Annotated in this window: 16 protein-coding genes; 9 read left to right on the top strand and 7 right to left on the bottom strand. The window is 62.7% G+C overall.

Translation table 11 applies throughout. From position 1 onward, the window contains the following. Positions 1–105: 105 nt before the first annotated feature. From EV666_RS09175 to EV666_RS09190, 4 genes are read left to right on the top strand one after another with little or no spacing between them, the layout of a single operon-like run. On the top strand, positions 106–1,980 hold the full coding sequence (locus EV666_RS09175) for a class I SAM-dependent DNA methyltransferase (RefSeq protein WP_207906379.1): 1,875 nt from the start codon (positions 106–108) through the stop codon (positions 1,978–1,980). Further along, complete coding sequence (locus tag EV666_RS09180) at positions 1,973–3,196, top strand: restriction endonuclease subunit S (protein ID WP_132006416.1); 1,224 nt, start codon at positions 1,973–1,975, stop codon at positions 3,194–3,196. Before EV666_RS09175 ends, EV666_RS09180 begins: the two co-directional genes overlap by 8 nt. Then, positions 3,193–3,612: a hypothetical protein gene (locus EV666_RS09185; RefSeq protein ID WP_132006419.1), complete on the top strand. Its 420-nt coding sequence runs from the start codon at positions 3,193–3,195 to the stop codon at positions 3,610–3,612. The genes EV666_RS09180 and EV666_RS09185 overlap by 4 nt, the downstream gene beginning before the upstream one ends. Before the next feature lie 56 nt (positions 3,613–3,668). Next, positions 3,669–6,809: a type I restriction endonuclease subunit R gene (locus tag EV666_RS09190; RefSeq protein ID WP_132006421.1), complete on the top strand. Its 3,141-nt coding sequence runs from the start codon at positions 3,669–3,671 to the stop codon at positions 6,807–6,809. A 618-nt stretch (positions 6,810–7,427) separates the two neighbouring features. On the opposite strand, the gene EV666_RS09195 is transcribed toward EV666_RS09190, so the two are convergent. The 5 genes from EV666_RS09195 to EV666_RS09215 form a co-directional block, all read right to left on the bottom strand. Beyond that, a complete protein-coding gene (locus EV666_RS09195) occupies positions 7,428–7,937 on the bottom strand; it encodes a terminase small subunit-like protein (protein WP_132006423.1) in 510 nt (169 codons plus the stop codon). A gap of 632 nt (positions 7,938–8,569) precedes the next feature. Next, a complete protein-coding gene (locus EV666_RS09200; RefSeq protein ID WP_132006426.1) occupies positions 8,570–11,485 on the bottom strand; it encodes a hypothetical protein in 2,916 nt (971 codons plus the stop codon). An 86-nt stretch (positions 11,486–11,571) separates the two neighbouring features. Beyond that, positions 11,572–11,796 carry a helix-turn-helix transcriptional regulator gene (locus EV666_RS09205; RefSeq protein ID WP_132006429.1) on the bottom strand — a complete coding sequence of 75 codons (225 nt, stop codon included), beginning with the start codon at positions 11,794–11,796 and terminating at the stop codon, positions 11,572–11,574. 105 nt (positions 11,797–11,901) lie between these two features. After that, positions 11,902–12,810, bottom strand: coding sequence for a hypothetical protein (locus EV666_RS09210; RefSeq protein WP_132006432.1), 909 nt, complete (start codon positions 12,808–12,810; stop codon positions 11,902–11,904). Further along, a complete protein-coding gene (locus EV666_RS09215; RefSeq protein ID WP_132006435.1) occupies positions 12,810–13,976 on the bottom strand; it encodes a tyrosine-type recombinase/integrase in 1,167 nt (388 codons plus the stop codon). The genes EV666_RS09210 and EV666_RS09215 overlap by 1 nt, the downstream gene beginning before the upstream one ends. 429 nt (positions 13,977–14,405) lie before the next feature. Between EV666_RS09215 and EV666_RS09220 the strand changes: the two genes are divergently transcribed. Then, entirely contained in the window at positions 14,406–15,515 is a 1,110-nt protein-coding gene (locus EV666_RS09220; protein ID WP_207906380.1) for an NADH:flavin oxidoreductase, read from the top strand. 66 nt (positions 15,516–15,581) lie between these two features. Here the strand turns inward: EV666_RS09220 and EV666_RS09225 are convergent, their stop codons facing one another. Then, on the bottom strand, positions 15,582–16,253 hold the full coding sequence (locus EV666_RS09225; RefSeq protein WP_342635656.1) for a winged helix-turn-helix transcriptional regulator: 672 nt from the start codon (positions 16,251–16,253) through the stop codon (positions 15,582–15,584). Positions 16,254–16,339: 86 nt separating this feature from the next. Here EV666_RS09225 and EV666_RS09230 point away from each other — a divergent pair, with 86 nt between their 5' ends. Then, a complete protein-coding gene (locus EV666_RS09230; RefSeq protein WP_132006441.1) occupies positions 16,340–16,711 on the top strand; it encodes a DUF1428 domain-containing protein in 372 nt (123 codons plus the stop codon). An 11-nt stretch (positions 16,712–16,722) separates the two neighbouring features. Next, positions 16,723–17,193, top strand: a complete 471-nt coding sequence (locus tag EV666_RS09235) for an SRPBCC domain-containing protein (protein ID WP_132006444.1) — start codon at positions 16,723–16,725, stop codon at positions 17,191–17,193. Between the two features lie 40 nt (positions 17,194–17,233). Here the strand turns inward: EV666_RS09235 and EV666_RS09240 are convergent, their stop codons facing one another. Then, entirely contained in the window at positions 17,234–18,886 is a 1,653-nt protein-coding gene (locus EV666_RS09240) for an alpha/beta hydrolase (protein WP_165909950.1), read from the bottom strand. A 283-nt stretch (positions 18,887–19,169) separates the two neighbouring features. Between EV666_RS09240 and cobS the strand changes: the two genes are divergently transcribed. Next, a complete protein-coding gene (gene cobS / locus EV666_RS09245; RefSeq protein ID WP_245514318.1) occupies positions 19,170–19,934 on the top strand; it encodes an adenosylcobinamide-GDP ribazoletransferase in 765 nt (254 codons plus the stop codon). Then, entirely contained in the window at positions 19,931–20,533 is a 603-nt protein-coding gene (locus EV666_RS09250; protein ID WP_132006450.1) for a histidine phosphatase family protein, read from the top strand. The genes cobS and EV666_RS09250 overlap by 4 nt, the downstream gene beginning before the upstream one ends. Positions 20,534–20,958: the final 425 nt, after the last annotated feature.

The raw sequence follows: 20,958 nt of genomic DNA on the forward strand, positions 1-20,958 counted from the left end.
TATTGTGTGCGCAACCACAGATGGAATAGCAATCGGGCAGTGCGACCGATTGCAGATGCTGATTTGCTACAGCGGGTCCAGGCGTTGACGTTCGAAGAGGGTGAGATGGCTGAACAGGCCCAGAAAGAGGAATTTCTTGCGGCGCTGGCGCAGTCAGGCGGCTCTTCGGGCAATGTCAAGCTGCGCGCAAGCCTGCAGTGGGATGAAGAAACGTACAACGCCGTAAAAAAGGACCTGATCGCCTCTGGCGACGTTACACCTGGACGTGGGCGCGGAGGCTCCGTTCAACTGACATCGGCAGCAACAGGTGAGGCGTCGGAGCGGCCGACAGCCACGGCAAATCCGGCCAGTGGTCAAACCAGACTAAAGGTTGCCCGGGAAACCCGCGTCACCGGCGGCGACCTCGGCTTTGAGGCCGAGCTGTTCAAGGCGGCGGACAAGCTGCGTGGCAATCTGGAGCCATCGGAATACAAGCACGTCGCGCTTGGGCTGATCTTCCTCAAGTACATTTCGGAAGCGTTCGAGGCGCAGCACGCCAAACTGCTACAAGACGTATATGCAGAGCCGGAGGATCCGGAAGAATACCTCGCCGACAACGTGTTCTGGGTGCCGCCTGAGGCGCGTTGGGCGCATTTGCAGGCGAACGCCAGGCTGCCCGAAATTACCTTTGTCGATGTCGTCACCGGCCAGACCAAGAAAGGCGACATTGGCGGGCTGATCGACAACGCCATGGAGGCCATCGAGCAGGCCAACATCAAGGTGCTGAAGGACGTGCTACCCAAGGGCTATTCACGCCCGCAGCTCGACAAGACCATGCTGGGCGAGCTTATCGACCTGTTTTCGAACATCGACATGCGCGGCGATCATGGCGAGGCGCGTGATCGGTTGGGTCGGGCGTATGAATATTTCATCTCGCAGTTTGCCGGCGCAGAAGGGCGACGTGGCGGAGAGTTCTACACGCCCCGCTCCGTCGTGCAGACGATTGTCGAGATGCTGGAGCCGACGCAAGGTCGGGTCTATGACCCGTGTTGCGGCTCAGGCGGCATGTTCGTGCAGTCTGAAAGGTTCATCGAAAGCCACCAAGGTCGCCGGTCAGACATCGCCATCTATGGACAGGAGCGGAATCACACGACTTGGCGGCTATGCCGCATGAACCTGGCCGTGCGTGGCATCGACGCCGACATTCGCTGGAACAATGAAGGCAGCTTCCTGCGCGACGAATTCGCCCAGATGAAGTTTGATTTCATCATGGCCAATCCGCCCTTCAACATCTCTGACTGGTGGCAGTCGAAGCTGGACGACGACGCAAGATGGAAGCACGGTACGCCACCGCAAGGTAATGCCAATTTCGCCTGGCTACAACACATCCTCCACCACCTCGCCCCACGTGGCACGGCTGGCGTTGTGCTGGCCAATGGCTCGATGTCCTCGCAGCAATCCGGCGAAGGAGACATCCGCAAGGCGTTGATTGAGGCCGACCACGTCGACTGCATGGTGGCGCTGCCTGGCCAGCTGTTTTACTCCACCCAGATTCCGGCCTGCCTGTGGTTTCTGGCGCGCGACAAGAGCGCCAATGGTCACCGTGACCGTCGGGGTGAAATCCTGTTCATCGATGCCCGCAAGCTGGGGCATATGGTGGACCGCACCCGCCGGGAGTTCTCCGAAGCCGATATTGCCCTGATCGCTGGCGCCTATCACCGTTGGCGTGGCAAGCCAGAGACTGTCGCGGCCGCCGGGCTGGAGCCCTACGCCGATGTGCCGGGGTTCTGCCGCACCGCAACGCTGGATGAGGTGCGTAGTCACGGGCATGTGCTGACGCCGGGGCGTTATGTCGGCGCTGCGGATGTGGAGGATGACGGGGTGCCGTTTGAGGAGCGGTTTGGCGCGCTGCGGGCGAAGTTGGCGGAGCAGTTTGCCGAGGGGCGGGAGTTGGAAGGGCGGATTGAGACGGCGATCAACACGGTGATAGCTGATGAGTAGTTGGCAGACAAAACTTCTTGGCGAGTTTATTGAGCTGAAACGTGGCTATGACTTGCCGTCAAGGAACAGGCTGCCCGGTGCATTTCCACTAGTTACGTCGTCGGGGCCTACGGAGTTCATCTCTCAATGGAAAGTCAAAGGTCCGGGGGTTGTCACCGGACGATATGGAACAGTTGGACAAGTTTTTTACGTGCGGGAAGATTTCTGGCCGCTCAACACCGCGCTTTATGCCAGAGATTTCCAAGGAAACATCCCTCGATTCGTCTATTATTTCCTGCAGGGCATTGACTGGGAAAAATTTAATGACAAAAGCGGCGTGCCTGGCATCAATCGAAATGATGTCCATAGAGAGTCTGTTTTTGTTCCTCCCTTAGATCAGCAGAAGCAGATTGTTTCGGTGCTGGGAGCCCTTGACGACAAGATCGAACTGAACCGGCGGATGAACGAGACGCTGGAGGCGATGGCGCAGGCGATTTTCCGTGATTGGTTCGTCGATTTCGGCCCCGTCCGTCGCAAGATGGCAGGCGTTAGCGACCCTGTCGCGATCATGGGTGGCCTCACCCCCGACCCGTCCCGCGCCGCTGAACTGGCCGCGTTGTTTCCGGATCAGTTGGGGGATGATGGCCTGCCGGAGGGATGGCGGCCGGCGACTGTCGGCAGCGCCTTTAACTTAACGATGGGACAATCGCCTCCTGGGGACACTTATAACGAGAATGGCGACGGCCTACCGTTCTTCCAAGGGCGCACAGACTTCGGGTTCCGGTTTCCGGAGCCGAGAAAATTCTGCACTCATCCGACCCGGACGGCGCGTCCAGATGACACTCTCATCAGCGTTCGCGCACCTGTGGGCGATTTAAATATGGCATGGGAGGAGTGTTGTATCGGCCGTGGTGTCGCCGCTGCCAGGCACAAGGCCGGTGGAAAGACGTACACCTATTATGCCATGAAGGCGTTGCAACCCGACCTTGTGCAGTTTGACAACGAAGGAACTGTGTTTGGTGCAATCAACAAGAAACAGTTTGAGCAACTGGTTGTTGTTGAGCCTGGCGATAAGCTGACATCAGCCTTCGAAGCCTTAGCCGCCCCCCTAGACGATCGCTTACGCAGTGGAGCAGCCGAAAACCGCACCCTCGCCGAAACCCGCGACTATCTGCTGCCCCGGCTGATGTCAGGTGAAGTACGCGTACGTGACCTCAATCTGGAAAACATCGCATGACGATTGATCGCACCTCCTTCAAGCGCGCCATCACCGCGCTGTTGGACGCTCACGCCACAGAGCATCCCATCGGCCACCAGAAGGACAAGGCCGCGCGCCACATCATCGCAGCGCCAAGGGGGAAGGCTCTGGAAATCATGTTCCAAAAAGACCCCAAATCGCCGCCCAATATCTGGGTCATGGAAAAGGCGGCGGGGCCACTGGTTGGCGGGGCAATCGCGCAGAAGCGGTCGCCAGCAGCGCTGCTCTGGAAGAAGAAGAACAAGAATGGCGAACTCAATTATGGTCGCCATAGCGGCCTGAAGGCCATGCCTCAATTGGCTGAAGCAGACCTTGTGTGCTTTGCGCCTGCTTCACCGGCTGAGGTTCAGGCTATCCTCGACCAATTACTGATTCATTCGGCATCTGGTCGATAGGACCTGCCATAAGGCGCACGCCAGATGCGCCGTGCATTGCTGGGAGGCTGCCCGACGTGGCTACATTCACCGAAGACACCGTCGAGCAGGCAGCCATCGACATTCTTAAGGATCTGGGCTGGACGTACCGGCATGGCTCAGAGATCGCCCCTGACAGTGCAGCCCCTGAACGGCGGTCGTTCTCTGACGTCATTCTGCTGCCGCGCCTCGAAGCAGCAATCGCCAGCCTCAACCCTACCCTGCCCGAAAGCGCCAGGGCCGAAGCGGTTCGCAGCGTCCTTAGCCGCGAGGCCGGATCTCTGGTCGAAGAAAACCGCCGCATCCATCGCCTGATAACCGATGGCGTATCTGTCGAATATCGCAATGCCGAAGGCCGCATTGTCGGCGACAAGGTCTGGTTGATCGACCTTGCAAATGTCGCAGCCAACGACTGGCTGGTGGTGAACCAGTTCACCGTTGTTGAAGGCAGCCAGAACCGGCGTCCCGATGTGGTGCTGTTCATCAACGGCCTGCCGCTGGCGGTTCTCGAACTGAAAAATGCAGCGTCTGAAAACGCTACCATCACGGACGCGTTCAACCAGTTGCAAACCTACCGAACGCAGATTCCGGGCCTGTTTCGCACCAACGCCGTGTTGGTGACGTCAGATGGAATCGAGGCGCGCATTGGCTCGCTGACCGCCGATGAAGAACGCTTCATGCCCTGGCGTACAGTGACCGGCGAGGACTTCGCCCATCGCGGCTCACCTGAGCTGGAAACCCTGCTGCGCGGTGTGTTTGCCCGCGACAATTTTCTGGCCCTGATCCGTGATTTTATCGTCTTTGGCGATACGGGCAGCGGCGCGTTCAAGATTATTGCCGGCTATCACCAGTTTCACGGGGCGCGCAAGGCCATCCGCGAGGCCATTGACGCAAGCCGCCCGGACGGCGACCGCAAGATCGGAGTCATCTGGCACACGCAGGGGTCGGGCAAGAGCTTCCTCATGGCGTTTTTCGCCGGGCTGGCGGTTAAGTCTCCCGAGCTGGAGAACCCTACCATCGTGGTTCTGACAGACCGAAACGACCTCGACGACCAGCTGGCCGCCACGTTCAGCCTCTGCAAGGATCTCCTCCGCCAGAATCCGGAACAGGCGGACAGCCGCGAAGACCTGCAGCGCCTCCTGGCCCGCTCCTCTGGCGGCGTCATCTTCACAACGGTGCAGAAGTTTTCGCCGGAACGTGGCGAAGAGGATTTCCCCGAGTTGACGGCGCGCCGCAATGTCATCGTGATGGCGGATGAAGCCCATCGCAGCCAGTATGGCTTTGGCGCAAGGCTGGACGCCAAAACTGGTGCGCGCAGCTATGGCTATGCGCATTACATCCGCCAGGCCATGCCAAATGCCTCGTTCATCGGCTTCACCGGCACGCCAATTGAAGCTGCGGACGTCAACACGCCGGCGATCTTCGGCGAGTATATCGATATCTACGACATCAGCCGGGCCGTTGAAGATGGCGCGACGGTGCCGATCTACTACGAAAGCCGCCTTGCCCGGATCGAACTCGACGAGGCCGAGAAGCCGCTTATCGACGCCGAAATTGAAGCGCTGGTCGAGGATGACACGCTGACCGAGGCCGAAAAGGCCAAAGCCAAATGGTCGACGGTTGAAGCCCTTGTGGGATCGCGCAAACGCCTGCAGCAGATTGCGGCTGATATGGTGGCTCACCTTGAGGCTCGCACCGACGACACCCAATACAAGGGGATGGCTGTATGCATGAGCCGGCGTATCTGCGTTGACCTTTACAATGAAATTGTCGCCCTGCGTCCTGATTGGCATTCAGACGATGATGCCGACGGCGTCATAAAGATCGTGATGACGGGCGCTGCATCTGATCCGTTGAGCTGGCAACAGCACATCGGAAACAAGCGCCGACGTGACGCGCTGGCAAAACGGGCGCGCGACCCGAAGGATCCGCTCAAGCTTGTGTTGGTGCGCGACATGTGGCTGACAGGCTTCGACGCGCCTTGCGTGAACACGATGTATATCGACAAGCCAATGCGCGGCCACGGCCTGATGCAGGCCATTGCACGCGTGAACCGCGTGTTTCGCGACAAGCCCGGCGGGCTGATCGTTGACTACATCGGCATCGCCCAAAACCTCAAAAAGGCGCTCGGCGATTACACAGCCTCGGACCAGAAGAAAACCGGCATCGATGAGGCAGAGGCCGTCGCGCTCCTGCTGGAGCGTTATGAGATCGTGTCCGAGATTTTTCACGGCTACGATTACACGCCCGGCATCACCGGTACTCCAATGGAGCGCCTTACCTGCCTGGCGGGGGCTATCGACTGGGTGCTTAAATGGGCGGAGACAGAGGCAGGCAAGGTACAGTCGCCGGAGGATAAGAAGAAGGCGCATCGCCGCTTTCTCGATCTGGTGCTTGAACTGACCAAGGCGTTCGCCCTCGCCTCCGCCAGCGATGATGCCCGACAAATTCGCGATGAGATCGGCTTCTTTCAGGCCGTACGCGCGGCAATCACAAAGCGCACAGCCAGTGGCAAGTTGAGCGAGGCCGACAAGAACCTGGCCGTTCAGCAATTGATCGATCGCGCCGTCGCATCGGCCGAGATCGTGGACATCTTGAAGGTGGCGGGCATCGCCTCACCGGACATATCCATCCTGTCTGATGAGTTCCTGATAGAAGTCCAGGGGATGGAGAAGAAGAATCTCGCCCTTGAAGCGTTAAAGAAGCTGCTTGCCGGTGAGATCGCAAGCCGCATGCGCACGAACGTTGTCGAGAGCCGCGCATTCTCCATGCGCCTGGAAGATGCTGTAGCCAGGTATCATGCGAGCGCACTGTCCGCGCTCGAGATGATCAACGAACTGATCGCCCTGGCCAAAGACATAAAGGCGGCGCAACAACGCGGCGAGGCGCAAGGGCTGTCGCCCGAAGAAGTGGCCTTCTATGACGCGCTTGCCGAGAACGAGAGCGCCGTTGCAGCCATGGGCAGTGAGAAACTACGCGTTATCGCGCATGAGTTGCTGGAACAGCTGCGCAAGAACGTAACCGTCGACTGGCATCACCGGGAGAGCGCCCGCGCCCGTATGAGGGTTCTCGTAAAGCGCATTCTCAAACGGTTCGGCTATCCACCAGATCTCGCCGATGAGGCCGTGCAGACCGTGCTTGCCCAGGCCGAGGTGCTGTTGCGGGAGATATCAGTTTGAGCGGGATGGCTCGCCAAGCGCTGATATCCCCTGCATGAAGGACCCACCAAGTTGAATGTGGGCTGGACCTTCAGCCATAGTTCATCACCGTAAAGTGTGACGAGGGTGGCCGGTGTTATGTGTTGGGCCTTTCCCCGGCAGGTGCGGACTGCGAACGAGCCACCTGCAAGCGCGTCATCGCGAATTCCTGACGCGACCGGGCGACAAAATTCTACAGGTCCGAAGCCCCAGACTCAACCGGAAGCATACCGAGGGATTGAGATTAAGGACCAACGGATTCCATGATCCTCCGGGGTCGGGAAATATTCCCACTGTTCCGGTTGGAGTTCAATCCGTATACGCGGGCCAAGGGGCGGTCGCGTCGGGACAGCTGTGGCACGCCCTTCTTCCCGGCAGGTGCGGACTTCGGACGAGCCACCTGCGAGCGCGTCACCGCGAATTCCTGACGCGACAGGGAAGAGTGGCGGAAACAGCAAGACGACTGGCACTGCTGTTCAAAGCGAGCAGGTGCAAGGAAACCCCTCTCTGCTCAACCCACCCAACCAATCTGACATGGCTACGACCAAGCCGCAACGATGATCGTATGGTCGGATCATCAGGCGATTCGGGCTGTCCCGATCATTCTTTCCCGCCGCGTTGCACCGGCTTCAACGCTGTTCCCTGTATGCTCTGGATCAACTCGGCCAATGGGTTGGAGGGCTGCCCGCTATTGTCCAGATCAAGGCGCTCCCCATATTTTTTCGGCTTCAGTTTTGCCGCCACCCACTTGCGGGCGTCAATGCGGAGGCGGGAGCGCTGCACGTGCTCGCCATTCAGCCTGTAGCCGACAGCATTTCCATCCTTGTCGTGGGTTTCCATCCAGTCGTTGGTGGCGTCATCGGCGATATCCATGATCTCTTCGACAAGAGCGTCAGCGGCCTCGACCTTAGCCCGTGCGTATTGCTCCGAAAAGTCTCGACGCTCCCGAAGCCAAAGGAAAACGGTGCTCATGGCGGGCATGTCAGTGGCGCGGCACACGGTGCGCATCGACTTCCCCGTGGCCAGTTCGGCGCAGATATGGTCGGCAAGCTCTTGCGTGTAGCAGGTGGGCCGGCCGATCTTTGCAGTCGTATCTCTGTTCCCGGACATAAAACTTCCCTTTCCGTCAGATTGCCGCAAAACAACCGACCTAAACGAGCACTAACCCCCGGGATACGGCTCCAGGAAGTGCATTGGGGAACTTGGGAATAGTAGCAGGAAAGCATGCCTCCGGGCCAGCTACTTTATGCTACAATAAATAATACGAGCAAGTTGCCGTGACAGAAAGTGATGTGACGATTGTGGCTGGGCCCCGTCGTCTGATTCCGATCAGCGAGGGCGTTGATGGCGCTGTCGCAGCCAGCGCGCCGTGTGCTGGCCCTGTGGTTTGCGGCAATGACGCGCCCGGCCGTCCCGAACATTGTGGAGGATTGGGCGGTCACTGGGCGTATCCCGAACGCAGCCGTCGATCCGTGACTGGTGAGTTTAGTGAGTTTGGTGAAGTTTTATTGGCCGGTCGCCGCTTGTAATATTTTGAAAATTTCTATTTCTGAAAAAATCTCGGGGTTAAAAAAACTTCACCAAACTCACTAAACTCACCACCGTCGCTCTGGGCACCGTTCGAGCGCACGTCTCGCATGAACCGATGACGCCATGGCGTTCGAGCCAATAAGCAAGAGAGCACGACCGACGCGCCGCACTCCAACATCTTGGCCGCAAACACGGCGGCGTCGTCAAGGTCATCACGAGCCGCCTTCCGTGTGGTGGCGAACCACGGTCTCTACGCGCCAGTACACCGCGCGCGCTCGCGATCCGTCCTTCACAAACCTGCGACCATCGACGATGCGCCCGGCCCGCTGTTCGATCCAGCGCCCGAGGCGACGGACGTTCAGCTTGCCATACTCGATAACGCCAATTTCGTCGAGGGCGTCATGCAGGTCCGCGTTGCTCCAGCCATCCACGTGGCCATGCAACGCCTTGACCTGTTGACGAGAGCGTCCGAACGTCGCCTGCCATGCCTCCAGCAGCGCGCCGAGCTTGTTCGTGTCCGGATCAGCCTCAAAGCCTGCATCGAAGGACAGGCAGGGATCGTCAACATCAAGCCATCCTTTGCGACCAATCCAGATGACGCACTGGCGGATCGTGTCGGACCAATCCTCGAAGCTGGCAGCGCGGTCTGACGTGTACTTCGGTCGTCCTGCATTATGCCACGCCATCAAGATCGTGAGGCAGGCGCGTACCATGTCGAGCCGGTTCTCGCGGCAGAACGCTAGCGGGTCGAGTTTGAAGGCGCGCTTGTGGGGCGTCTCCATCTGCGCATCCAGACCACATCGCAGGATGCGCCTGTTCAGATCACCGCCGATGACCGGATGATTTCCCGTCAGCATCACCATGGCGTTCGTCGGAACAGTGGCCATGGCCGAAGCGCCAAGCACGCGGCCTTCGTAGACCCGGCTCGTCAAAAAGCCGCACAGCGCCGCCGATTTGAAGCTACCGGTAACGTTGTCGAGCAGCAGCGTCGGTGCGCCGGTCAGCGCCTTCGCGAAGAGGACTTTCGCGATTTCCTCCTCGGAAATGCCCTCGACCACACCGAGTACGGACGGTTCATCGGCTGCCTGCAACGCAACAACGCAGAGCGCCAGCAGGGTTTTTCCCGAGCCCGCGGCTGCTGCGTCAATAAGAAAACCTGGCGCGGTGCGCAGCGACAGGCGAACGACGGCGGTGAGCAATGCGGCGAGGAATACCCCGCGCGACACGCGGCCATTCGTGTCGCCGCCGCCATCAGAGAACGGGAACAGTTCGAATGGCTTCCAGATAAACTCGACCGCGCGCCGCGCCTCATCGGGATCGGCATTCTCGTTGATGCCGCCAATGTCGGGGGGCAGATTCAAGAAGAGCTTCGACGTCGCATCGTAACCGGGCTCGGCAATGAAGCGGCCAGTCTTCACCTCCATCGTCGGGTGGTCGATGACGCCATCGAGCTCCTGCAACCCGATCTCGTCCGACGCCGCGATGAGGGTCTTCGCCAAATTCATCGGCGCATCGCGCGGGACGGGGACAGGATCGCCATCCTTCGGCTTCTTCATCGTCTCGAACCGCACATTCCGGTCTAGGTGCAGCGTCAGCCAGTCCGCAGTGACAGGAATAATCTGATTGCCGGCGACACGGACAAGCAACCCGCCACGCATAAACAATTCGCCATCCAGACGAAGCACTTCTGCGGCCTTGTAAAACACGTCGGCGCGTTCGCCGTCCGCCAGCGTGATCGTGCGGCGTGCACGAACAAGTCGAAACGTCCGGCCCCCGTGAGCAAAGGAATGCAGGTACGGGCACACGCCATGCAGAAAGATTTTGCCGACGGCGCGCGAGTTGTCGTAGTCGGGTTCGAGGGGGTCGCGGCATTTGCGGCCGTGGTACTTGTCGCAGTTATCGAGGATTTCACCAACAGTGACCGCCGCGCCGTCGTCGAGAATGATGACAAAGTCGCCGAAAAGGCGACTATCATCGAGCGCGGCGCGGCAAGACTTCTCGTGCCCGGCGATCTTTTCCGCACGCTTGACCGGATCGGACTCATCGAGCTCGGCTTCGAACTGGCTGATGCGCGCTTCGATCCAACGCTCCCTTGCAGCCTTCGCTTCGTCGGCCACCTCAGCCTTGGCTGCCATTTTCAGGACATCGACCTTGCGATTTTCCTCGCCGGTAAGGTTCGGAAGCGCCTTCCTGGTATCAAGGAACGCCGCGTCGTTGTTGAAGACCTCCGGCTCGGGCAAGCGCTGCACCAGCCCGGGCCCGCACTTGGCTCCACCAGCAAAGTCGAGGCGCGATGGCTGGAACACGCTCTGGTCGAACAGCGTGCGCTCCAGAAGGGAGCCCGATTTCGAGACGGCGTAGTATCCTTGGCCGGCAAGCCAAAGGCGACCCGCCAGAACCTTCGCGGCGCGTTCGATGTCACGAGCGTCCTTGACGAGGACGTAAATGCGCCGCCCGCGTTGTCCCCGCAGTTCGGCGCTATCGCTTTCACGATAGATGCACGAGGATGCCGAGGGACGGCAGACATGCGGCGCGCCCTTCAATTCAGGAACGGCCTCGTAAGCCTCCGCACGCAACGTCCCTGCCGTGTGAGGCGTTTCGCCGTCCGGCGGATCGTAGTCAAGCATGAGGATGCCTGGCCCAACAGACCAAGCCGTTTCGTCTTTCACCCGGCAAACGACAGGCGGGTGGAGCTTCTGCTGGCGCGTCGTGTCGCGGCGCTTTTGCGAGAGGACTATGGCCTCCTCGTGCTCAAAGACACCGTACATCAGCGCCTGATGCGGGCCGAGGCTGCGCAGGAGATCAGCGAAGGCATTGGCGTCCGACATTTCGGTCTTGCGAGCCTCACCACGCACAAGCTGTCCGCCGTTCTTACGCTCGAGTTCACCGTTGGCGTTGAGCGAGTAGGACTTGCTCAAGACCATCGGTTTCTCGCTGTCAATCACAGTGACCGTGATGGGAACGCGGTTTTCGGGGGCAGGCTCGTCGCCAGCCGGGGCTTGGGTCGGTCCCTTGATGTCGGTCGCCGGCTCGGTGGCGGCGAACGCATCGGCATGCGCCTCATTGGCGTCAGTCTCCGAAGACACATCGGAGACTGGTTGGAAATTGTCCGTCGTTACGGTATCCATGACCCGCCCTGTATTTCTGCCCTACCGCGATTGGCGTCGCTGGAAGGGCTTTTTTGTCTGGAAGGTAAAGGAGCGAAGGCGCGACCTTACGTAGCGGGCTTCTGCTGGTCCGCAGCGGCGCGGGCGTCGGAGATCAGGCGCTCAATGACGTGATCTTCCCAGCCCTGGCGGCGGTTGCCGATCTTAATCGGGGGCGGAACTTGGCCGGTCCGCACGAGCCGGCGAAGATGAACGACCGACACGCCAAGGCGATCAGCCGCTACGGCGGTGCCGATGATGCGCGTGGGACGCTGCTGAATATGGAAAGTCATAAGCCTGATCCTTGTGCCGGCGCGGTGCGCGCGGGCCATGGATCAGGGTGTATCGGGAATACCCAAAGTGATGCTGTTACTGAGGGGGACTGGCGCTGTTCACCTTCAGTAACGTACCTTGTCTACAGCGCGAAGAATGGCCATTGCCAAGGCTTTTCGTGACCCGTGTGGGCGCATAAATCCAGGGGGCAAGGTCGATCCAAGCGCTGCGACGGCGGCCGCAAAAGCGCCGCCTTCCGGTCCGTCGCCATCGCCGATCCCGCCGAGGTCTACTGTAGTATTGAGACCATGCCGACGGGCGATTGCGCGCAACGCAACGAGCAGATCATCCCAAGCAGCCCACTCCCGTGCCGCCCCCTGGATCATATCGGAATGGTCGTCGATGTCGTCGTCGTCCAATTCCGCCCGCGTAGCCGCTCTCGCTTCGGCGTTTTCCTCGGCAAGCGCTTGGTTGATAGCCTCATTGATTGCCACAGGATCGTCGCGGAGTTCTTCCGATAGTAACGCAACCGCTCTGACTACCACCGCGTCCAGGTCTAGCGCAGGGGCCGGTTCCGGTTGGGGCTTCCCATCTAGCTCGTCCAAAGCCAACCCGGCGGCCAAGGCGACATTGTCGGCGTCGCGTGCCTGCTTGCTCAAGTGCGACTTCTGGTCCTCAACAACCACAGGCAGCAGCGGGCGCAAGCGCGCATGCGCCGCCGCGGAACCAGCACCTCTTCCAAATGCCCTGATTGCCTTGGCGTAGGCGTCAGCGGCTTTGCGCAGTGCAGCGAGCTTCTTCACCACGTCGTCCTTGAACGGCGCGGCTCGCACGAACGATTCGTCACGCAGATAGGTGCGAACGGCATCGGCTATTTCGGCCCGCGCATCGTCTGGGACTTCGCAATCCCACGCCGTTTCGATCAGTTCCCAGTTCGGCTGCCATTCTGGCGCGCGCGGCACAATCGCTACATCAACTTTTTCGCGCTTTGATGCCCTCTTGCCGATGGGCGCGTTAGGATCCCGGCGGGCCATTAATTTCCGCCTCCAGTGGATGTGATTTTCTGGATGTGCGCGGCCCATAGCGCTAGCGCCTCACGCTTCTCATTGCGATACGTCGCGCGATTGTAGATACCGGCCACCCCTGACTTGTGGCCCGAGACGTGGTTTAGAACGGCCTCAACCACATGGGGCAACACGCCGAGCCGCGCCATTCCGGTCGCTACCGTTCTGCGCAAGTCGTGAATGCGCCAAGGCACGAATTCTGAACCGAGACGAGCATCGAGCGCCGCCTTCGCCTTACTCCAACCGGAGAAAGGGCCGCCACCGGCTCCGAACAGCATGGCGCGCCCTTCGCGGCGCGGTGCAGAGGTGATGATATCGAGCGCCAGATCAGATAGCGGTATTTCGTGCACGCGACCGTTCTTGGCGCGCACGGCCGGGAGCGTCCACAATGTGCCTCTGATCTCGCCATCGGCAATCGCAGCGACTTCCTCCCGACGCTGGCCTGTCAGCGCGAGCAATCGCACGATGCGCCCGTAGTCGTCGTCCCCGCAAGCGTTCCAGATCGCCGCCAACTCGTCATCGGTCAGCACGCGATCTCGGCTTACTTCGTCGGTTGCTTTGTTCGTGCCTACAACCGGATTGCTCGCTGCGATTCCCTCTCCCAGAGCCCAGGAATAAAAGGCGCTCAACGCTGCCCGCGCACGGTTGGCGGCGAATGGCCCGCTCTTGCTTGCGATTTCGCGCAACCGGGCTGCGACATCAGCCCTCGTGATTCGGTCAAGCTGTAATTCGCCCAGAGGTTTCCAATGGCGCGTAAGATGCCGCTCGACTTCCTCGAAGTAACGCGGGGACAATCCGCCCTTTGCCGCTGCCATGTAATCGGCCGTAGCAACGCGCAACGTCACAGCGGCTTTGGCCCGACTCTCGATTTTCTCGACAGCAGGGTCAGCGCCGAGCGCGACCTTGGCTAATGCAGCTTTGGCGGCCTTGCGCGCGCCATCCGAGCCCAGTTTCGCGGGCGTGCCGAGCGTCAATCGCCGCTGCTTAGCTCCTATTCGATACTGGGCGACCCACGTCTGCTTGCCGCCGGCCCGCATGCGAAGCCCGAAGCCGGGCAAATCATCATCCCAAAAGATAGATTCGCTTTTCCCAGCGGGCAGCGCGATCTTTCTTACGTTCGCATCGGTCAGTTTCATGGCCACCCTCTGGGAAGCGTATGGGAAGCAATCCACTGCTTCCAAATGATCGCATAGGTTCACATCCATCTGAGGGTATCGCCTGTTTTTTAAGTAAATACAATAGCGCATGACGCTTCCCGATCACGGGCGATCACATAGAACCGCAGACTACGAATCTGGGGGTCAGAGGTTCGAATCCTTTCGGGCGCGCCACTTATTTCATAACTATCTGGAAGATAGCCCAAAGCGCGCATCAGGTCGTCCCTGGCGGGGCGCGGTGGGCCGGGTTGTTCTACGCGCTTTTCGTGGCGCGGTTTTGCCTCTCCTCGCCAGACGCTCCGCACGCCCCCCAGGCGCCCCCGCGCGACCATTGATTGCCAGATGCGACAAATGGCGCCAGAACCTCCCCGAAAGCAGTCTCAATGCAGTTCACGGGAAGGATCCGCCATGGGCGATGGAACGCAGTCCGCATCCGCGAAGAATATGGGCGACGCCCTGTCGTTGCCGCGCGGCAAGGCCATGAAGAACCGCTTCATGCTGGCGCCGCTGACCAATATGCAGAGCAACCCGGACGGCACCCTGCATGAAGATGAATACAAATGGCTGGTGCGCCGGGCCGAAGGCGGCTTTGGCCTGACCATGACCTGCGCAGCCCATGTGCAGCGCACCGGTCAGGGCTTCAACGGCCAGCTGGGCGCCTGGAGCGACGCACAGCTTCCTGGCCTTGCCCGCCTCGCCGATGGCATCCGCGCCGCGGGCAGCCTCTCCTCGGTGCAGTTGCAGCATTCCGGCCAGCGCTCGTCGCGCGAGCTGACCGGCGCCGAACCGGTCGCCCCCATCGCCATGGCCGAAACCGGCGCGCGCGCCCTCACCACCGACGAAGTGAAGCAGTTGCGCGATGATTTCATCGCCGCCGCCGTGCGCTCCGAAAAGGCCGGTTTCGACGGCGTGGAGCTGCACGGCGCCCATGGATATCTGCTGTGTCACTTCCTCGACGCCGGCAACAACCGGGACGACGCCTACGGCGGCTCGCTGGAGAACCGGGCGCGGCTGCTCCATGAAATCATCGACGGCGTGCGCGCCGAAACGCGGGCCGACTTCCAGCTGGGCGTGCGCCTTTCGCCGGAACGCTACGGCATCGTGCTGGATGAAGCCCGCGCGCTGGCCACCGAACTGATGACCTCCGGCAAGATCGATTATCTCGACATGTCCCTGTGGAGCGTTTTCAAGCAGCCGGAAGATCCGGCGCATCACGGCAAGCGCCTGATCGACTGCTTCACCGACCTGCCGCGCGGCAACACGCCGCTGGGCGTCGCCGGCAAGATCATGGACGCGGCGACGGCTCAGGCCTGCCTCGACGCCGGCGCGGATTTCGTGCTGATCGGCCGTGGCGCCATCATTCACCACGACTTCCCGCTGCGCGCGCTGGCCGACCCCGCCTTCTCGTCGCTGCCGTTGCCGGTCAGTCGCGACCACCTGGCGGCCGAAGCGCTGGGGCCGAGGTTCATCGACTACATGGCCACCGGCTGGAAGAACTTCGTCGCCGACGCCGCCTGATCGCGGTCCCCTGAGCAGCTTCAACACCGTGACAACGCTCCGGCCCACGCCGGAGCGTTGCCCGTTTCAGGGCCCGGGGTCGAACTTCGGCGGCAGGCGGAACAGGTCAGCGAAACGCATCGCCAGCGCCGGATCGCCGCGCAGCCTCAAGCTCCCCGCCTCCGCCAGCGCCGGCAGGGGCGCGCCGCCGTAGACGAAGGCCACCAAGGCTTCCGGCGCGCCGGTGAAACAGATATCGGCGCTATCGGGGTCGCCACGCTCCACCTCGAACGCTTCCGCGCCCACCCGGCCGAGCCAGCCGTCGTCGCCCAGGTGGAAACCGATCGTAAACGGCGCATCGCCCACGGCGCCGCGCCGGAACATGGCGCGCAACGACAGCAGCGCCGACACGGCGCTGATCGGCAATGTGGGATCATGCGCCGGCGAACGCGCAGCCCAGCGCCCCAGCGCCTCGATCACCGGGCCGGCTTCATAACCCCATTCCGTCAATTCATAGATCTGCACGCGCGCCGGCGGCGGCAACATGCGCCGCCGCAGCACGCCGTGCGCCTCCAGACTGGCGAGGCGCTGGGTCAACACGTTGGCGCTGAGGCCCGGCAACGCGGCGCGCAATTCGCTGAACCGGCGCCCACCCAGCATCAGTTCACGGACCACCAGCAGCGTCCAGCGCTCGCCCAGCAGCTCCAGCGCATGGGCCAGGCCGCAGGCGTCACCATAAACGCGCCTGGTCAACTTCACGGAGTTGTCAGTTATTTTTTCTAACTTCATGGTTGTTATTTATAACAGTGATTGCATGATGGGGAAGCGAAAAAGGAGGATGGATCATGAGCTACGTTGATGGATTCGTGATCGCCGTGCCCACGGCGCACAAGGAAAAATTTCGCAGTCACGCCGAAGCGGCCGACGCAGCGTTTCTGGAGTTGGGCGCGCTGCGCGTGCTCGAATGCTGGGGCGACGATGTGCCAGGCGGCGTGCAGACGGATTTCCACCGCGCCGTGCAGGCGAAGGACGATGAAACGGTGGTGTTCTCCTGGATTGAGTGGCCGGATCGGGCAACCCGGGACGCCGCCATGCAGCGCATGGAGACGCTGATGAAAACCGACGACCGTTTCAACCCGGAAAAGAACCCGATGCCGTTCGACGGCAAACGGATGATCTATGGCGGCTTCGCGCCGCTGGTTTCGCTTGGCGCCTGAAGGAGCGGACGATGAGCGACAGCACGAACGGCTGGGAGTTGCGCGTCAGCCGCCATATCGCGGCGGCGCCGGAGTTGGTTTGGCGGGTGATGACCGAACGCACCGGCGAGTGGTTCTGCCCAAAACCCTGGCGCTACGAAGTGGTGGCGCGCGACGCCCGGCCCGGCGGCCACGAAACCAGCGTCATGCATGGGCCGGACGGCGAGGAAATCCGCAATGACGGCGTCTACCTCGCTTGGGAGCCTGGCCGTCGTTTCGTCGTGACCGACGCCTTTTCAGAGGATTTTACGCCGAAGGAACCGTTCATGGTCGGCTTCTTCGAGGTGGCGCCGGATGGCGACGGAACGCTCTACACGGCGCGCGCCCGGCACTGGACGGAGGAAGCGATGCGCCGTCACCTCGCCATGGGCTTTGAAGAAGGCTGGGGCGTGGTCGCCGACCAGCTCAAGGCGCTCTGTGAGGCTGAAGCCGCGACGGGCTGACGCTGCTCCCCTTCCCTTCGCGCCAGGCGGCAGGGGCGAGCTACTCACCGCTGCTGGCGAAATATTGCTTGAGCCGGGCGATGCGCTCCGGCGTCCAGCCTTCGGGGGCGCTCACGGCCAGCCAGGCGTCAAGATAATCGCCCGCCGCATAGACGTGGCCATAGCCGGCCGGCGTCGTCGTCGCCATCGCCATGTCGAGCGCCAGCTGGAGAAAGGTGACGCCGGGCGTCCAGCGCAGCAACGGCGACACATCCGGGCCACGCGGCGGCTTCATCCAGTCCGGCTCGCGATAGAACGATGAAAAACTGAAGAACGTCACCGGGTCGCTGGCGTATTGCAGATAGACCGTGCGCATCGGCCCCCAATGGGCGCCCTGCTCCTCCAGGGCGTTGCGCTGGGCGGTAAAGCGGACATGCGCGCCGTCGCGAAAGCGCGGCAACCATTCGGGGGAACCCGGATTACGGTTGTCGGTGATCGTTCGCCAGATGCGGCTGGGGAACGGCGGACCGGCGAACATCGCCCCCTGATAAGGATCGCCGATGATCTCAAACAGTTCGGCCGAGCGTTCGCTGTTCATGGCGCCCAGACTGAGGCCGTGCAGGTAGAGCTTCGGCCGCGACGCCTTTGGCAGCGTTGTCCAGTAGCCATAAACCTCCAGAAACAGCGCCCGCGCCATGTCGGCGCCGTAACCTGGCTCGACCAGCAGCGACAGCCAGCTGGCCAGATAGGAATATTGCGCCGCGACGCTGGCGACGTCGCCGCCATGCAGGAACTCCAGCGTATCGACGCCGCCCGGATCGACCCAGCCGGTGCCGGTTGGCGTGATGATGACCAGCACCTTGCGGTCGAACGCGCCGACGCGCTTCATTTCCGCCAGCGCCAGCGCCGCGCGCTCACGCGGCGTTTCGGCGGCGCGCTGTCCCACATACACCCGCAGGGGGCGAACCACCGGCCCGGGCGCGAACCGGGACAGGGCCTCCGGCGACGGCGCGCCGGTCACGAAACGACGCCCGGCCGCGCCCAGATCCTCCCAGCGAACCAGCGAGGCAATGCTGCCCGGAACCAGCGGGTCGTCCGGCGGCGCGCTCTCGGCCGGAATCAGGGCGTCGACGGCGGCGTAGGAGGAATCCGCCGCGTGCAGCGCGAACCGCAGCAGCACGCCATTGAACACGCCCCAGAATAGCAGAACAGCGCATATGGCGCCGAGCAGGGCCGCGACCCTGGGCGGAACCAGCCGTGAGAACCCCCGCGCCGCGAACCGCAACACCAGCAGAAACAACCGCCCCAGGACCAGAAGCAGCAGAAAAACCACAACGGCGAGCAGCGTCGCCTCCAGCGCATCGGAGCGCGGGGCCAGCGCCATGCCCATGCGCTGGCGCACATCATCCTGCCAGGCGCGGGCAAACCACATGGCGTAGCCAACCAGGATGACGCCGCCGGCCAGCGCGGCCGCGCGCGCCAGCCGCAACCCGGGCCGCGCCGGGTCGGGCAGCTCCAGAAACCGCCACAACCAGCCCAGAAACGCGCCGGCGGCATAACCCGCCGCCGCGGCGCAACCGGAAAGAGCGCCCTGGGTGATCCAGGTGCGGGGAATGAGCCCCGGCGTCAGGGCCGCGGCCACCGCCAGCAGGGCGAAAACGCCGCCTGCGACCGAAACAGGCCGCAACAACCAGCCAGCGCCGCCGTTTGACATGCCTGACTCCCCCACAAGATGCGCGCCCGCCTCCCCCAGACGACGCGGCGGACGCCCGCCATGGCAACCTTGCAGATTTTTCGGCTGACGCAACTCCTCTGGAAGCATCGTCTTCCGCACGCCCCCAAGGCAGGTAGCGGCCATGCCCATGGGCTGGCCCGGATAGCGACCACGGCGGCAGCGGCATATGGCGCCGGCTGGCGCGAGACAGGAGGACGCGATATGCGGAGGGGAGCCGCCCCGGCGCCGCGCCGGCGCCGGCCGGCACCCCGAGGAGGAGCGCATGGCGCCGCCGATATTGCTGGAACTGCGGGACGATCTGCGCCTCGCCGCCGGCTTTCTCACCCGCATTCCGGCCGGCGTTGTCGACAGGCCGGACGTCGCCCGCTGCCTGAGGGTTTTCCCGGTCATTGGCGCGCTGATCGGCGTCGCCACGGGCCTGGTTTATCTGGCCCTTGTCCGCGCCGGCGTTCCCCTCCACGCCGCCGGCGCCATCGCGTTTCTCGCCAGCGCCATGCTGACCGGCGCCCTGCACGAGGATGGGCTGGCCGATATGGCCGATGGCCTTGGCGGCTATACGCGCGAGCGCAGACTCGAGATCATGCGCGACAGCCGGATCGGAACCTTTGGCGCCCTGGCCCTGGTGTTTTCCGCCATTGCCCGGGTTACGGCGCTGGCCGCCCTGCCGCCCGCCATCGCCATCCCCACCCTGGCCGCCTGCGGCGCCCTGGGGCGCGCCTCGCCGGCGGCGATCAGTCGCTGGACGCCCCAGGCGCGCAAGGATGGCCTGGCGAGCGCCGCCGGGCGGCCAAGCCTGCACGTGGTGGTGACGGCGGTGTTCGCGGCGCTGGTCATCGCCGCCGTCTGCCTGCCGAAAACCTGGTTTGTCGTCGCCATCGCCGCAACCATCCTCAGCGCGCTGGCCGTGCGCTGGCTGGCGATGCGGCAGCTTGGCGGCTACACCGGCGACGTGCTTGGCTGCGCCGAACAGGTGACCGAAGTTTCCCTGCTGCTGCTGTTCGCAGCGATGGCCGGTGGCGGCGCATGAGCGGGACGCGTCGCATATTCCTGGTGCGGCATGCGCCCGTAGCGGGGCCGGCAGGCGTGATCCATGGACCGGGGGCGCCGGCGGATGTGAGCGATAGCCGGCTGGTCGCGGCGACACGGGGCGCCCTCGCCCAGGCCGCCAGCGCCGCCAGCTGGTGCAGCCCGGCGCTGCGCACGCGCCAGACCGCCGCCGCCCTCGGGCTGGCGCCCGCGATTGACCGCCGGATCGCGGAACAGGACTTCGGCGCCTGGACCGGCTGTCGCCACGCAGACCTGGCGGCGGAGCCGGGCGACGCGTACGCGCTGTTCTGGCGCGACGCCGCTGGCAACGCCCCGCCGGGCGGTGAAAGCTTCCGCCAGCAAATCACCCGCGTCGCCGACTTCCTCGCTGCCCTCGCCGCTGGCGATCATATTGTGGTCACCCACTCCGGCGTCATCCGGGCGGCTGTCGCCGTGGCGCTCGACATGCAGCCGGAAAAAGCCCTCGGCCTCGTTATCGAGCCACTGTCCATGACGCTGCTGGAACATACGCCGGGGGGATGGCGCGTCGGCTGGGTCAACAGGCTGGCTGGCTGGCCGGGCCCGGCGGAGCATGGCTGACGCCTTCGTCTGAAACACGTCGCCAGGAACACGTCGCCAGGAACACGTATCCAGGAACACGTCGCCAGGAACACCTGGTCAGGAACACTTTGCCTGAAGCCGCCGCGCGGGACGTCATGGAGGCGCGCCCAGGAATGAGGCGCCAGAACTGGCCGGGCGATTGCCGGAACATCAATCCGGGCGCGGGCGCATGCGCCGGTAACCGTCCAGGTTCTCGCCAGACGACCTTTGCGCGAACCGCTTCGCGCACCTGCCTGATCCCGTTGCCGCCGGTTATCTTGCCGACGCCGGCTGACAAGGGCGGCGGTCACATGTGCCGATCATGACCCTGAAGCGCGCCACCTGAACCTGTGAACGCAAGCCACGGCGCGCAGCTCCGGAACAACCGCCCCCGGTTGCGGCCGGCCGGGCGCGCCATGGCTGTT

The organism is Camelimonas lactis, assembly GCF_004342915.1.
GTDB classification, from domain to species: domain Bacteria; phylum Pseudomonadota; class Alphaproteobacteria; order Rhizobiales; family Beijerinckiaceae; genus Camelimonas; species Camelimonas lactis.